The organism is Nocardia implantans (assembly GCF_035544775.1).
Lineage (GTDB): Bacteria > Actinomycetota > Actinomycetes > Mycobacteriales > Mycobacteriaceae > Nocardia > Nocardia implantans.
In genome coordinates, this window is record NZ_JAYKYQ010000007.1 from 50,089 (window position 1) to 64,172 (window position 14,084).

15 protein-coding genes and 1 pseudogene are annotated in these 14,084 nt (G+C 65.8%); 9 read left to right on the forward strand and 7 right to left on the reverse strand.

Annotation, left to right across the window (positions count from 1 at the left end):
• Positions 1–4: 4 nt before the first annotated feature.
• Entirely contained in the window at positions 5–1,189 is a 1,185-nt protein-coding gene (locus tag U3653_RS17725) for an alpha-xenorhabdolysin family binary toxin subunit A (protein WP_195081359.1), read from the reverse strand.
• Positions 1,190–2,425: 1,236 nt separating this feature from the next.
• Here U3653_RS17725 and U3653_RS17730 point away from each other — a divergent pair.
• The 4 genes from U3653_RS17730 (at position 2,426) to U3653_RS17745 (ending at position 5,419) form a co-directional block, all read left to right on the forward strand.
• On the forward strand, positions 2,426–2,866 hold the full coding sequence (locus tag U3653_RS17730) for a ricin-type beta-trefoil lectin domain protein (protein ID WP_195081358.1): 441 nt from the start codon (positions 2,426–2,428) through the stop codon (positions 2,864–2,866).
• A 204-nt stretch (positions 2,867–3,070) separates the two neighbouring features.
• The gene (locus tag U3653_RS17735; RefSeq protein WP_323124250.1) at positions 3,071–3,652 is read left to right on the forward strand and encodes a spore germination protein GerW family protein; all 582 of its coding nucleotides are present in this window, start codon (positions 3,071–3,073) and stop codon (positions 3,650–3,652) included.
• Positions 3,653–3,812: 160 nt separating this feature from the next.
• Positions 3,813–4,496: a hypothetical protein gene (locus U3653_RS17740; RefSeq protein WP_195081357.1), complete on the forward strand. Its 684-nt coding sequence runs from the start codon at positions 3,813–3,815 to the stop codon at positions 4,494–4,496.
• Entirely contained in the window at positions 4,493–5,419 is a 927-nt protein-coding gene (locus tag U3653_RS17745; protein WP_195081356.1) for a universal stress protein, read from the forward strand. Before U3653_RS17740 ends, U3653_RS17745 begins: the two co-directional genes overlap by 4 nt.
• Before the next feature lie 161 nt (positions 5,420–5,580).
• Here the strand turns inward: U3653_RS17745 and U3653_RS17750 are convergent, their stop codons facing one another.
• Positions 5,581–5,757, reverse strand: coding sequence for a hypothetical protein (locus U3653_RS17750; protein WP_195081355.1), 177 nt, complete (start codon positions 5,755–5,757; stop codon positions 5,581–5,583).
• 205 nt (positions 5,758–5,962) lie between these two features.
• Here U3653_RS17750 and U3653_RS17755 point away from each other — a divergent pair, with 205 nt between their 5' ends.
• The 3 genes from U3653_RS17755 (at position 5,963) to U3653_RS17765 (ending at position 8,922) form a co-directional block, all read left to right on the forward strand.
• Positions 5,963–6,598, forward strand: a complete 636-nt coding sequence (locus tag U3653_RS17755; protein ID WP_195081354.1) for a hypothetical protein — start codon at positions 5,963–5,965, stop codon at positions 6,596–6,598.
• Positions 6,599–6,668: 70 nt separating this feature from the next.
• Positions 6,669–7,523: a hypothetical protein gene (locus U3653_RS17760; RefSeq protein ID WP_324722399.1), complete on the forward strand. Its 855-nt coding sequence runs from the start codon at positions 6,669–6,671 to the stop codon at positions 7,521–7,523.
• A gap of 469 nt (positions 7,524–7,992) precedes the next feature.
• Positions 7,993–8,922 (forward strand): universal stress protein, encoded by a 930-nt coding sequence (locus U3653_RS17765; protein ID WP_195081352.1) that lies wholly within the window; start codon positions 7,993–7,995, stop codon positions 8,920–8,922.
• Between the two features lie 42 nt (positions 8,923–8,964).
• On the opposite strand, the gene U3653_RS17770 is transcribed toward U3653_RS17765, so the two are convergent.
• Together U3653_RS17770 and U3653_RS17775 are read right to left on the reverse strand one after the other, a co-directional pair.
• Positions 8,965–9,753, reverse strand: a complete 789-nt coding sequence (locus tag U3653_RS17770) for a hypothetical protein (RefSeq protein WP_195081351.1) — start codon at positions 9,751–9,753, stop codon at positions 8,965–8,967.
• Between the two features lie 467 nt (positions 9,754–10,220).
• Positions 10,221–10,616 (reverse strand): hypothetical protein, encoded by a 396-nt coding sequence (locus U3653_RS17775; protein WP_195081350.1) that lies wholly within the window; start codon positions 10,614–10,616, stop codon positions 10,221–10,223.
• 232 nt (positions 10,617–10,848) lie between these two features.
• Between U3653_RS17775 and U3653_RS17780 the strand changes: the two are divergent.
• A pseudogene (locus U3653_RS17780) lies at positions 10,849–11,388 on the forward strand (MmyB family transcriptional regulator).
• Positions 11,389–11,509: 121 nt separating this feature from the next.
• On the opposite strand, the gene U3653_RS17785 reads toward U3653_RS17780, so the two are convergent.
• The 3 genes from U3653_RS17785 to U3653_RS17795 all read right to left on the reverse strand — a co-directional run bounded on the left by U3653_RS17785 (position 11,510) and on the right by U3653_RS17795 (position 13,197).
• On the reverse strand, positions 11,510–11,692 hold the full coding sequence (locus U3653_RS17785) for a hypothetical protein (RefSeq protein WP_195081349.1): 183 nt from the start codon (positions 11,690–11,692) through the stop codon (positions 11,510–11,512).
• A gap of 285 nt (positions 11,693–11,977) precedes the next feature.
• Entirely contained in the window at positions 11,978–12,187 is a 210-nt protein-coding gene (locus U3653_RS17790) for a hypothetical protein (RefSeq protein ID WP_195081348.1), read from the reverse strand.
• Between the two features lie 86 nt (positions 12,188–12,273).
• Positions 12,274–13,197: a DAPG hydrolase family protein gene (locus U3653_RS17795; RefSeq protein WP_323124251.1), complete on the reverse strand. Its 924-nt coding sequence runs from the start codon at positions 13,195–13,197 to the stop codon at positions 12,274–12,276.
• A 204-nt stretch (positions 13,198–13,401) separates the two neighbouring features.
• Between U3653_RS17795 and U3653_RS17800 the strand changes: the two genes are divergently transcribed.
• Positions 13,402–14,001: a TetR/AcrR family transcriptional regulator gene (locus U3653_RS17800; protein WP_195081347.1), complete on the forward strand. Its 600-nt coding sequence runs from the start codon at positions 13,402–13,404 to the stop codon at positions 13,999–14,001.
• Positions 14,002–14,084 lie beyond the last annotated feature (83 nt).

The window sequence follows — 14,084 nt, forward strand, 5'->3', positions numbered from 1 at the left end:
ACTGTCACCGGAGCGCGCCGGTGAGAACGCGGTTCGGTGTGATGAGGGTCGCCAGCCGCCATCCCTCCACGGTCCACTGCTCGAAACCGTAGGACTGCTCGCTGACGTGAGCGTTTCTGAGAAAGTTGTCGGCCTCCTCGGCCACTGCGGCCCACTTGGCGATGGCCGCGTCCACACCCAGGTCCATGATGATCGGCGGGGCCTGCGCGATGTTGTTGTCGATCAAGTCGAGGATGTACCCGAGGTCGTCGAACAAGGCACCCCAGACGCCTTCGACCTTTTGGAGCACCGGCAGGACTGTTGTGATGTCCTGCGTGATCGTCGAGGAGCTCTGCTTCGCGGATCGAGCGGCGTTCATCAGATTCGCGTCGGCGGCCAATGTGGCTTCCAACTTGTTGATCTGTGCCTTCGCGGCATTCACACGCTTCAAGGCCTCCACAGCGCGAGCGCCGTATTCACCCGCCACGACTGCTCCGGCGATGAACCCCGGTAGGCCCAGCCACCCGTAGGCCGGCGTGGTCGAAGCCACCACGACATCGTGGTTGTATTCGTCGTTCGCTGCCTTCAGCACAGCCTTCTCGTCGGCAATCTGCTTTGTGACGTCGGCGACGGCCTGGCTTGCCTCGCCGTATTTCTTGTTGTAGTACGCGACCAGGCCGCCGTTGCCGTCCGTACCCGCCAATGTCGTTTTGTCGGTTTCGATGTCATACGCGAACTGAAAGGTTGTTCCGGAGACCAAGCGCGCCCATTGCACCTGCTTGTCGGCCTCGCTTCTCACCGTCTTGAGAATCGACTTCAGGTCGTTCTTCGCCTGCTGATCGTTCGGATTGTCCATCAGCCGTTGGGCCAGGTCCTTGATGGGCGGGTAGTAGACCGGGACCTTGTCGCGACCGTACTGGAGGATGTTGCCGGCCAGGCTGATCGCCTTGGGATAGATCGAGTCACGCCAATTCTTGCCATCGTCATTGATCAGCCGGTAGACATTGATCAGCTTGGTGAAGTCGGACAGGTCGCTGGGCGCACCCGGGCCCAAGGAGTTCCGGAACTCGGACTGCGTCGTCGGAAGGACCAGCGCGTCCTTGACGAAGACCTGGATCTTGATCCACTCGGCCCGGCTGAGCAGAAAACCGGGCCCGCCCTGCTCACCGGGCTCCCGCAATTCTCGGGGGCCGATATCCAAGCGAGTCATCGGCTACCTCCTCTACTTAGAAATGGAGCGGTCGGACAGGTGAAGCGCCGAGTTTGTCGGTCGGGATCTCCGCACCGCTGGGCCCGGTACGCAATATCTGCCGATTCGGCCCGTGCCGTGCACTGAAGGCGCTTGTTCGATTTGCTTATTCCGGAGGCGGCCGAACGATTTCTTCGAGACGGCTCGGGCACCCTTGAATTCTCTGGTTGCGGATAAGCCCAGTATGGGGCATGACTGCCTATATTCCGCATGAACAGTACTAACAAATCAGCTACCGTTCCGCGGTTCGGACTTGCCTCGATACCCAACTCGCGGTCTACTCTGCGGAAGTTTGCGAATAGTTCGTTACTTTCGCCGCCAAGATCGCCGATACACACCCTGTGCGGATGTCCGCATGCTTCCCGGAGCAGGTTTTCTGCCCCAATGCGTGTGGATGCAAGTGCAGATGCACTACCAACGGCAGCACATGGGCGGCTGACTATCAGCGACGTGCCGTACTCGGCGGGTCCGGCATTTGTTTCGAAGGCGAGACCGGTGGATCCACCACGTACGTGTTATCGGAGGGCAGGTGTATTCCGCGAGCCCCCACCGAGGCAGTGCGGCAGGATAAGTCCGAGAACACCGAGAAAGCCCACCCGTCGAGGCCGCAATCCGCGCGCTGGACGGTGTCGCGGAGTTCGCCCGCCGTTCCAGGCCAGGCCGCCGCGGCCGTGAAGGCGATGGTGGACCAGGCCGTGCCGTTCGATGAGACCTTGCTCGGTGACCTGACTCTCCAACACCAATTGCTCGATCGCACAGGCTGAATCAAGGCCCGCGCGACCACCGTCCAGCTACCTGACGTGGTGGCCGCGGCGGAGCAGCGGGCGAACGACCGCGTGATCCGAGTGGAGCCGAAACCGCCCTGCAGCTCAACCCAGGCCAGCTCGGCCCATGCAGCGACCCAGAGGTGGCTTCAGCCAAGGCTCGGCACATCGCCACCGGGCACACCCTATGAAGACCTGGTCGCGAGCGACTTCACATTTACCGGATGAATTCGCCAAAAGGATCGCACTGCGGTCTCTGCATATGTCCGCGAGACACCGGTAGGGGCGACCCGTTTGTCCGGCGCGCACCCCGAGATCACCCGAACTGGGCGATCAGAAACTCACTGCGGAGCTCCTACGCTGCTGACGACGGCTAGTGGATCAGCGTGGGTGATCGTCGGTAACGGTATATCCACACAGAAAGAAGCAGACCATGACCAAGTTTCCCCGCGAGGGCCGGTACCAGATTGTCAACCTGCAACTCGACGGCGCCGCGATGGGGCTCACCGGCGCCGACACGGGTGGCCGCGGCGTGGCCGTCGGGCTGGTGGGTCCGGACCGCAACGACTACGGTCAACTCTGGCTCGTCGAGGTGGACGACGATGCGACAGTCCATCTGACCAACGAACAAACGAACACGATGCTGCTCCTGGCCGGGACGGGACACACAGGTGATCCCGTCGTCTGCGGGGGCGGGGAAACACACGGCGCCATGCCATGGAGCTTCGACGGCGACGCCGAGGAGGAAGCGGCCGTCCTCGTGCCTGGTTTGAACACCGCTCTCGCCCTCACTCCAGCAGGACCCCACTACGGACTCACGGTCGTCGACAACACACGGGACGGTACCCAGCTGTGGCGCTTCGTCCCTTCGTGAGAAGGCGGACAGGGCTTGGCAGAGCGGAACGCTCCAGGTAGCCCGAATACCGGTCACGATCGATCCACGCCGTCGGCCGTCGGTACAAGGCACGCGCTATGTCGTCGGCCAGCGCCCCAGGCGCGCAGCCCGTGGACGATGCGCCGCCTCGGCATATGACCGCGGCGGAGTTTCGGGAACACGACCGCGCGGTGGTGGATCGGGGTGGCCGACTACTGGGAGCGGGTGGAGTCGCTGCCGGTGTTGTCGACGGTGCCGCCCGGTGCGGTGCGTGCGCAACTGCTCTCGTCGCCACCGGAATTGGGCGAGCCGTTTGCCGACCTGATCGACGAAATGTATGACGCGGCGTATGCGGGCGTCGCGGCGATCTGTCCGGAGATGCGGTGGATCCATGCCGGCGTGGCCGAGTTCGCCGATTCGTATGCGACCCAACCCGCACAAGTGGCGTCGCCGATCGCGGCGCTGGCGGTGCTGCCGGAAAACCTGCGCACCATGACGGTCGAGCGCGTCTACGCCCAGCCGGTCGAGCGAGACGGTACCACGGTGATCGCCGTCGCCGCGGTGTCCGGCGGTGGCGGCGGTGGGAGCAGCAGCGGCCAGGACGGTCCGGCGGGATCCGGCGTCGGATACGGTCTTGGCGCCAGACCGGTCGGGGTGTACGTGTTGCGCGACGGCCGAGTGAGCTGGCGTCCGGCGACCGACGTCAACCGGCTGATGACCGTGGTCGGCGTCGTTGCGGTTACGGCGTTGCTCGTGGGTGCGCGCATCGCTCGGATGAAGATGTGATTCCCTGGGAGGGTAGGCCCGCCCCGGTTGCGCACAGGCAATCGGGTGAGCCGGTTTCTTCCTCAACGCTCGATACTTCTCGGGACCATCGGCCCTGTCGGGCACGACGCTCGGTCTGCTGAGCTGAATGCGCGAAGATCGGGACGGGAGGACACGACACATGCGATGGACCGTTCCCCTGTTGTCCGCGGGCGCGGCAGCGCTGGGACTGCGGCACCGGTTGTTGCGCTGGGGCGCCACCCCGGCAGAGGCGGCGGCCGAGTACCCCGGTGACACGCTCGTACCCGCTCCGACGGCCTGCTCGACCATGGCCACGACCTTCGAGGCGCCTCGGGAGGAGGTCTGGAGCTGGCTCGTGCAAATGGGGGCCGACCGCGCCGGCTGGTACAGCTGGGATCGTCTGGACAACGGCGGCCGACCGAGTTCGATGCGGATCGAACCGGAGTGGCAGGAATTGCGCGAGGGGGACCGGGTCGACGCGACGGTCGGCGGGCGCGCCTACTTCACGGTGGCGATCGCGGATCGCCCGACGACGTTGGTGTTGCGCAGCGACCTGGCATTGCCCAGCGGCCGCCCCTTCGATCCACGCGGGCCACTCCCCCGGATGTTCACGCAGGGAGTGTGGGGTTTTCACCTGACCGAGTTGCCCGGCGGACGCACTCGACTGGTGGTGCGCACCCTCGGGCGTGATGCGCCTCGGCCGATCATGGCGGTGGCCGACTTCCTGTTCGGTCAGCCCGCCCACTTGATCATGCAGACTCGGCAGTTCGCCAACCTCCGCCGCCGCCTCCGTGTCCAAGAGCGCAGCGCCGATCCATCGAATTCCGAAGGGCGACAGTCATGAACACGATGCCACCTGGAAACGACCCGCACCTGCTGGCGTCCGCGCCGGTGGTCGTCGGTGTCGACGGTTCCGAAGGTGGCGAGCTGGCCATCCGCTGGGCCGCGCAGGTCGCGGCGCGGCGCGGCCGCACCCTGCACCTCGCCCACGGGCTGGACATCGCCGCACTGCGCTCGATGCCCGGCGGCCGTCTGGCGATGACGCCGTCGATCGTCGAAGCGGTACGCGAACAGGCGGCACAGATCATCTCCGACGCGCACCGGGTGGCTCGCGAAATGACACCCGACCTGGAGATCACCACCGAGATTTCCGAGGCGAGCCCGTCCGAGCTGCTGATCCACCTCTCCGGATCCGCTGGTCTGCTCGCACTCGGCGCGACCGGCACGGCGGGCGCCTTCGCTCACCTCGGCTCCACACTGCTCGCGGTCACCGAACATGGGCACGGCTCCATCGTCGTGGTCCGCGACGCCGGCACCGAATCGGGCCTCAGGAACGACGGTCCGGTAGTCGTCGGCATCGACGGCAGCCCGGTGAGCGAGGCCGCGATCGCCGCCGCGTTCGCCGAAGCCTCCGACCGCGGCGCCGAGCTGGTGGCCACCCATTCCTGGAGTGACTGGCACTTCGGCGAATTCGCGGGTGAGAAGCTCGGAGCAGACATGGTGGGGCCTGCTCTGGAGACCGCTGAAGACGCCATTCTGGCCGAACGACTGGCCGGGTGGCAGGAGAAGTATCCCGATGTGCGCGTCACCCGCAAGGTGTATCTGAGCGGGGCCGTCGATCGCCTCCAGTACTGGTCGAACAGTGCCCAGTTGATCGTCGTCGGCAACCGCGGCCGCGGCGGTTTCACCGGCCTGCTGCTCGGCTCGACCAGCAATTTCCTGGTCCAGCACGCGTATTGCCCGGTACTGGTCGCACATCCTGGATAGAAGCGCCAGGCATGCGGTTCGTGTCGCGATGCCGCAGCACGCGACGAGTTGCTCGCCGACACCGACATCGTCACGACGCGGGCGATCACGACCGGCACCGGCGCCGACGCCATCTGGCCGTGGCTGGTTCAGCTGGGACCAGGCCGAGGCGGCGCTTACACCTACGACTGGATCGAAACCTGCTCGGCCTCGACATGCACAGTGCAGACTAGATCCTGCCGCAGTTCCAGAACCTCGAGGTCGGCGGTGGCTTCGTGCTCGGGAAGTCGGGCCCGCGCATGCGCGCCGCGACCGTCGAACGCGAGCGCGCTCTGGTCTTCGCCTCCGACGACGGCCACTGGGTCTGGGCATTCGGACTGTATCCGGCAGGGAAATCCACCCGGCTGGTGAGCCGCAACCGCATCGGACTCACCGGTGCCTCGGACCTCACCCGCCGGTTCTACCGCTACTCAGGATGTCGGGATTTCCCCACCCCTTCGGATTTTTCGCGCGATGATCGTTGGTGCAACGGGTGCTGGTCACGTGTGCGTACACCAACGCTCGATGGTGATCATGCCCGGAGGGAGGGAAATGTTCATTCGGGGGATGATGATCGTGGGTGCGGTGACAGTCGCGATCTCGGCATGTGCCACGTCGATACCCGACCGGGAAGCGGTCACTGCGACGACAACCCAGCTGCCGTCCGGAACCGATACCCCGCCAGACGACAACGTGCCGGGAAGGCCGGGAAAGACCGATGCCGGCAATGCGGCGGGCGCCCCGTTTCGCATCCCGGCTTTCACCGAACTCCAGGGGGCACCGATCGTCGACGTCAAGGACTTGGCCGTGCGGCGCATAGCCGCGGCGTGCGGTGGCTGCGTGAGCGTTGCCATCGCGCAGGACAAGGCCGACACCGAGCGCAGCGTTTGCCAATACTCCGGATTTCGCGGCGCGAAGCAGGATTCGACCCCGACCGAACAGTCGGCGAACGGGTCGCTGATCCTCACGTCCGGCTCGACGCTGACCCTTCTCACCGGGACACTGCCCCCGCAGGAATCGCCTTGCCGCACAGAAGGCTTCGAACCGAAGACCGGTTCCACCACCGGGGCGGCTCCCCATACCGGAACCAACTCGACCACCCGAACACAAACGCCCACCGAGACGGTGACGAGCAAGCCACGTGCCACAACCACCAGATGAGCAGGCACCGACACCCGCGGCGGGGTCGGCGTTCGACGGATTCGGTCACGTCGCACGATCCATCGGGCAATTGGCCGCCCCGACAACGCTACTGACCGCCGTCCTGTTCTATTTCGGCTGGGCGCACGTCTACTGGTACTTCAACTACTTCGGTGTCGACTCGACCACGCTGAATCCGAGCATCCGCGAGTACTTGATGCGCACCGTCGACGCGCTGTTCGTGCCCTTGACGCTCGCCGGTCTCACCGGCATGGCGGTGCTGTGGGGATATATCGCGCTGCCGGATTCGGTGCGTGCGCGTCGACCGGGGCGGTGGGCCACCCTCGCCATCGCGCTGATCGCCGGAGCGGTCCTGGTCAATGGTGTCTCCCGCATCTATGTGGTGACTCCGCTCAACAAGGGATTGTGCGTGGCACCGGTGTCGATCATCGCTGGTGTGTTGACGTTCTGGCTGCTGGTCGTGCTTCGGCGCGAACGTCTGCGGGAAAGCAGGCCCAGCACGGTGCCGCCACCGGCGCAGGCGGCAGCGGTCGTGGAGTGGGTGATCCTGTTTCTCATGGTCGGCATCAACTTGTTCTGGATCGCCACCGATTACTCGGTCGCGGTCGGTCAGACCCGGGCGCGGGAATGGGCCGCGCAACTGCCCACCAGTCCCCAGGTCATCATCTACAGCGAAAAAGAGCTGCACTTTTCCGGCCCCGACGTCCGCACGACGACCTGCGCCACCGATCCTGGTACCGAATCCGCCTACCGGTTCCGTTACGACGGGTTGGCGCCACTGAGCCGCATCGGTGACCACTACGTCTTGGTCCCCCGCAGCTGGAGGGCCGGGCACGGCGCGGCCATAGTGCTGCCCGCGCAGAGTCCGGGCGCGATCCGGTTCGAGTTCCGGTTGGCGGGCGACACGGTACCCGTCACCTGCTGACGCGGCTCGGGACGATGAGCTACACGTTCATCGCAATTTCGCGCGCTGACCAGCTAGCGGCGAGGGTCGCGGATCGTGTTACCGCACATTTGCGGTTCCCCGCTCGCTGGGTATCGCCTTAAGGCGCCGAGCTACCGCGCTCGCCGAAGTCGGAGCCGGGGTGAGGCTTCATCGATCACCATCGCTCGGCGCTTGCGCGCTGCCATACCCGCAGGAATCACATCATGACAGCGACCGACCCCAGCCGGATGCCACTCGAGCACGTCCGCATGGCTTTGGACTGGATCTTCTGCGGCACAGCAGATTCGCTCCGACACCAAGGACATCGATCTGAACGCCGCCGCATTGCTGTTCATGGTCTTTCGGCCCGACTCGAGGTGACCATCAGCCACGCCGAGGGCCGCCGCACCGGTCGTACGCTTCGTACGGTGCCCATCGGGTACGTCACCAAGGGTAGAGGGAGAGTTTCATGGGCCAGCAGCAATTCGACGATCCGCATCATGCCGCCGCCGCCAAGGTCGTCGTCGGCGTGGACGGATCGGATGGTTCGTGGACAGCCTTGCGGTGGGCGGCGGGATTCGCCGCTGAGCGCGGGCGCGAACTCGAGATCGTGCACGGGCTGGACCTGGTCGGCACCAGCTGGGTGCTCGGCGGCTACGAAGTCCTGATGCCGTCGGTGGTCGACGCGGTCCGCGAGCAGGGAAAGGAAATGCTCGCCCGCGCAGAGAAAGTGGCGCTTTCGGTGGCGCCGGGCTTGCGGGTGTCAATCCGTACCTCCACCGACACCGGCAAGCAGCTGCTGATCGACCACAGCCGCGAGGCCTACGCGATCGTGCTCGGGGCAACCGGCAACACCGGGACCATGGCGCATCTGGGATCGACGCTGCTGGCGGTCACCGCGCACGCCGAGGGTGCGGTGATCGTCGTGCGCCCCGATTCCGGCACCCGGGGTGAGGGCCACCGCACCGGCCCGGTGGTCCTCGGCGTGGACGGCAGCCCGGTCGGCGAATCCGCTATCGCGGCTGCTTTCGCTGAGGCTGCCGCGCGTGATGCGGAGTTGGTCGCCGTACACGTCTGGAGCGACTGGGATGCCAGCCGCTTCGCCGGCCAGCCGGGCCGGCTCGACGCCGTACGCGAGGACGTCGAGCGTGCGGTCCTCGCCGAGCGACTGGCGGGCTGGCAGGAGAAGTACCCCAGCGTGCGCGTGACCCGCGAGGTGGAGATGGCCGCCCCCGGTGCGCATCTGCTGTCGCGGTCGGAAGATGCGCAGTTGCTCGTGGTGGGCAGCCGCGGACGCGGCGGTTTCGCTGGCATGCTCCTCGGCTCCACAGCCAACGACCTCGTGCAACACGCCTCCTGCCCCGTCATGGTCGTCCACCCCGCGCCAGGAAGCGACTGACGAGAGACCGGAGCGACCGGACCGAGGCTGCCGGCGCTTTGCTCATGTTGCCAGGAAGGTTCTGATGGCTTCCTCGCTGGAGAGGTGGTTGGCGCTGACGGTGACGTCGATCGTCGGGTAGTTTCTGCGCACCGCGTCGGCGATGGCGGAGAGGCGCTCGGCGACTACCGCGGGGTCGCGTAGAGACTCTTGCCGGAGGCCGTCGAATCCGGGAAAGCCGTCGGCCACCAGGGTTACATCGGGATTGTCGATGATGTCGTCGTAGGTCTGGAATTCCACGCTGACGATCTTGGATGTGTCCACGCGGCCCGGGGTGGTGAAGACGCGGTCGCTGACACCTTCGAGGTAGTTGGCCGCCGAATGGCCTTCCTCCAGCATCGGATCGACCCTGATGCGGTTGGCGTCGACACCCAATACCATGCCTGCGGGGTGGAACCGCATCGTTCCGTCGCGGACATCGGTCCAGCTCGTGATCGTGCCGTACACGCCGGCGATGTCGCTGCCGTCGGTCAGGTACACCACGTCTCCGGCGGTGCTGTGTGACGCGGTGCGGATATAGCCTTCCTCGGGTGCGGATTCCCTTCCGCGAAATGCCCTGGGAAACACTTGATCGACCTGCCACAGGCGTGCACCGTTATAGAAACGATCCGGCATCGTGGACCCGGATCCCACCAGCGGACGCGGGAACGATGGGTCGCCGGGATCGAAAGCGTGGCGAAAACCTCTGTCGGCGTCGGAAAGTATCTGCGCCGCGTCCCTGGCTTCGCGAGCGATGGGCCTGACGCCGTGTTCGGCATCAGCCCTCGCTATCCTTCTGATCTCGTTGCTCAAGTGTTGGGCGAAGCGTGCGTATGCCCGCGCAATCAATTCGGATCTGATCACCAGAACAGCGCCCGCGACAGTCGCCTACTCGTGTGAGCAGCTATGATCCAGTCCCTGGGAGGACGCAACCGGTCCGACCGGGGATCGGGGAATTCGTCGTCGTCCGGAGATACTCGCGGGGAACTGCCTCGGCCACTCTGCTCGACCGACCCGGCGAGATCCTCATCCTCGGCCCACGTCACGGCGCTCTCCGCGCTCCGGGAACGACGAACGCGCCGAAGCCCTGGATGGGCCAGCGCACGACCTCGACCGCGAGCAGTGCATGAACAGTTCCCACAAATCGCCTGAAATCGGTTCGTCGTCAGGATCCGAAGTGTTCTCAGGCGAAGATTTCGCACTTCGCGCCCCGCCGCAATGCCGGTATTCACCAGCCGTGGCAAGTCCACCGGCCACCGAAGACGTTCGGAGCGAACGTCTTACCCAAAGACTTCTTCGTGCCGCCAGCGATCGGGGCGGCTGAAGCAGGGGCCGACCCGGTCCGCCTCGAGCACTCGTAGCTCCTTCAGGTCGATGTTGTAACTGCGATGAAGCGCGACGATTTCGCGCGAACCGTATTCATCGACGGCGAGGTACAAGGTGCGCACTCGTCGTCGGTACGTCTCGATGTAGGAGATCAGGTCGAGCCGTGTGTGCTGCGGTGCACCATTGCTGTCCGCCCGGAGTCGGACGGGCTGGCCGATCGGACGGATCGTCACCGTGTTGAGGTCGACGCCTGCCGTCTGGTCGAGCGCGAAGCCGATCGCTTCGGCCACCGAATCCGGGCTCATCGCGATGGGGGGAGCCTGGCCGTGCCAGAACGCGGTGTCGATCATGCCTGGGTTCACAGCTGCGGATCACCGCCGTCGATGACGCCGGCACCGCCGGTCCGGAAGTGATCCGCGGACGCGCCGCCTGCGTTCGCGATTGCCGCGTCGAGCGACCCGAAGCGCTCCACCGTGCTGGTGACCGCCGCGCCTCAGTCGCGATGAACGCGACCATCTGTACCGGTTGGCGAACCGACCGATCCCGCACCAGGGCGGGACGGCGTCACACGCGCACCCCGCGATGCTCGACCTGCTGACACGAATCGACGGGACCCCGGCGATGGTGAGCACCGACCTGCACACCGTTCTGGTCCAGAACCCGCTCGCCATCGCGATGCTCGGCGACCTGTCCGCGCGCCACGGCCGCGCGGCGAGCTTCATCTACCGATAGTTCACCGACCCGGCTTCGCGGCAGATCTACCCGCACGAGGACCTCGCCCCGCAGTCACGCTCGTTCGTTGCCGACCTGCGCGCGGCAGTCGGGCGACGCAGTCCAGGCGACGCCGAGGCGACCGAACTGGTGGACGAGCTGCTGCAGCAGTCGCCGGAGTTCCAGGCGCTCTGGGCCGACCAGGACGTGGAGGTGCGCAGAGACGAGCGCAAGCGGATCTTCCACCCCACCGTCGGCATGCTCGACCTCAACTGCCTCAGCCTCTTCAGCGAGGACGGCCGCCAGCGGTTGCTGTGGTTCACCCCACGCGCCGGGACCGACACCGCCGAGAAGCTCTCGCTGCTGACCGTCGTGGGCACACAGGCGATGCACACCGAACCAGTCCGATGAACCGATCGAGCCCGGGTTGCAGTCGCGGGACTGGCTGGATATGGCCGATCGCTGTGCCGCGGTGCACCGGGTGCAGCACGCCGAGCTGAACCGTCCAGGCGGCGGGACCCCGCGCTGCCTGTCACGGGCCCAGGAACAACCGTTCACACGGCAGACGCGGCGGCCGGTGCTCGATGCTCGGGTTGCGGACCACTTCGATCGTGCACCAGCGCGATTTCGCCCAATCCTGCAGGAGATTGCCCACTGCCGCGGCCGAGACCACGTAGTCGAAAGCGATGCCGCTCACCCACAGCCGCAGATACACATCACCACCAGGGGCCAACGGGCCGCTCTCGTGGGACTTGCGGCTCCTTTGCGACGGCGCCGCGCGCCCGGCATCCGCCGACGGCGCCGAGGTGGCCTTCCCGCACGCGGAGTGTGGGTGCCGCCCCGACGGCTCGGCCTGTATGCCGGATGGGGTCTGCCGACCAGTAGTGGGCGGATAAGAAACTGGGCCCATAAGGGCGATAGGTCGCGTCGCTGTCAGTGCCATGAGGTCTCACAGTCCGGGGGGTACTGGTCGTGCCATCAGCGGGAATCGAAATCTAGACTACATCGCAACAAAGATGGTTGCAATGTTGCAGAGAGATCGGGTCGCCGATTTGGAGGACCCCTTCCCAGCCCGGGACGGTGGCTGGACGCGGGTGAGGATGAGCGCAGCCTCGTCGAACGGGAACAGCCGGTAGAACAGGCGTGAGGATGCCTTGATCACCGGCAGCGCCTCCGCCTTGGTGATCAGTAGCGGGTTCATGATCTCCACCGTGCGGCCGTATCGGCGGAGCCGACCGCCACCGGCCGCCTGGATGTTCTGCGGCCAGTTCGACCGCAGGCCGTACCCCGCCGGGCCTAGTTTGCGAATTCGCGGTGGAGTTCGGGAAGGAACGTGGCGAGATGGTTCATTTCCTGTCCGCAGTGCAGGAGAAGCTCGCGGGCCATATCCAGCCCGAGCATCAGATCGGCGGGATCGACAGCGGCTCCGCGCGCTACTGCCCGCGCGGCCTGACCCGCATCGGGAACTCGCGGGCCGTACAGATTCAGATAGAACCGACTGCGCATCTCGCATCCGCCGGCCACGGGTCGGACCTGATGCGTCAGCCACCCCACATCCAGCGGAGCCACGCTGCTGCCCACCCGGCCGGAAATGATCGTGTGACCGTCGGGTACTTCCAGGCCGAGCAACGCCGGGTCGTGAAAGCTGATGGCTAATTGCTGCAGCTTGACGCCGATGTACTCATCGACATAGACCGTGTTGCCAATGTATTTGTCGCGGTCACCGAGCCCCGCCTCGGTTCGCGATTGGGCGGCACCGACATACAGGTGCGCTTCGGGATGCCAAAGCTTATACCGAGCCGACTCGGCGATATGCCAACCGAACCACCAGTCCCACATCGCCGCACTGACTCTCGGCATAGCCGTCCGCACCGCCACCCACATCACACCCGATCGCGTATGCCCGTATCCGGTCTCGACCGGGGAGTATCCGCTCGGGCTCAAATCGCTGGGCAGACAGTCGAACTCCGGGATCAGCTGCGGATCGGTCGGAGGCCCCGCATAGGCCACGGCGACCTCCGCGGGCGCGGGCAGCGTGCGCGCGGTGAAGAACCGCGCAAAGGGCAGGAGCCGATCCTCGGCGGAATACCCCCGATAACGCGCCTCTCCCGCAGGGGTGGCGTGCCCGGCGCCCGTCGACTCTTCGATCATCAATATCGCCCCCACATTCGTGATCATCGACAGCATCGCGCGCCGCGACATCCACCAGCTTCTCAACATGTGTTGAGATTAGAAGAGGTGCGTCGGCATGGCTGGCCGTCGACCCAGCTCTGTGACACAACACAGGGCCCTGAGTTCGCGCACTGGTCGGCACCCCACATGACTTCGGCCGCCAGCGCCGGTCGCTGGTTGCGCCCCTGGCTTCCAGCTTTTTCGACAACCAGCGGCGATGGCGGCGCCGGACCCGCGCTTTACGATGCCGTCATGAGCGAGCCCCCCCGTCCGGACGTGGCCCGGCGCCGCCGCAGCATCGCCTCGGCGGCGATCGATGTGCTCGTAAACCACGGCGTGCGCGGTCTCACCCACCGGGCAGTCGACGCTGCGGCCGGGATGAGCCCCGGCGCGGTCAACTATCACGCGCCCACCCGCGGCAAGCTCGTCGCCATGGCTGTGGAGGAGCTGTTCTCCCGCGACTACGAGCTCGTGGTCGCTCATTTCACCGATGTGTCGGCCCTCGACCTGTCCTCGATTCCCCAACTGGCCGAGCTCATGGCTTCCTTCATCGAGGCTATGACCACCGGACCGGCACGTCGGCGGGCTCTGGCAAGACACCTGCTGCTGGGCGAGGCCCAGTTCCACCCCCAGCTGCGGGACCTGTTCGATCAGCAACGTCGCGCCTTCGTGCAGTTCACCCAACGGCTACTCGAAACGCTCGAGGTCCCCGAACCCGCTCTGACCGCCGAGACGGTTACCGTCGTCGTCGACGGACTGATCCAACGCCAAGTCATGATCGGCGCGGCCCCCTTACCGCCGGCCGAGCTCCGCCAAGTCCTCACCCGACTGCTGTTGCCCTGGAACCAATGATTCGGCACCGAATCAACGTGCCGAATCACGTCTGTCTCCCAACGGCTTCGATCGATGAGCCCTGCGCGGCGGGCTGATCGAAC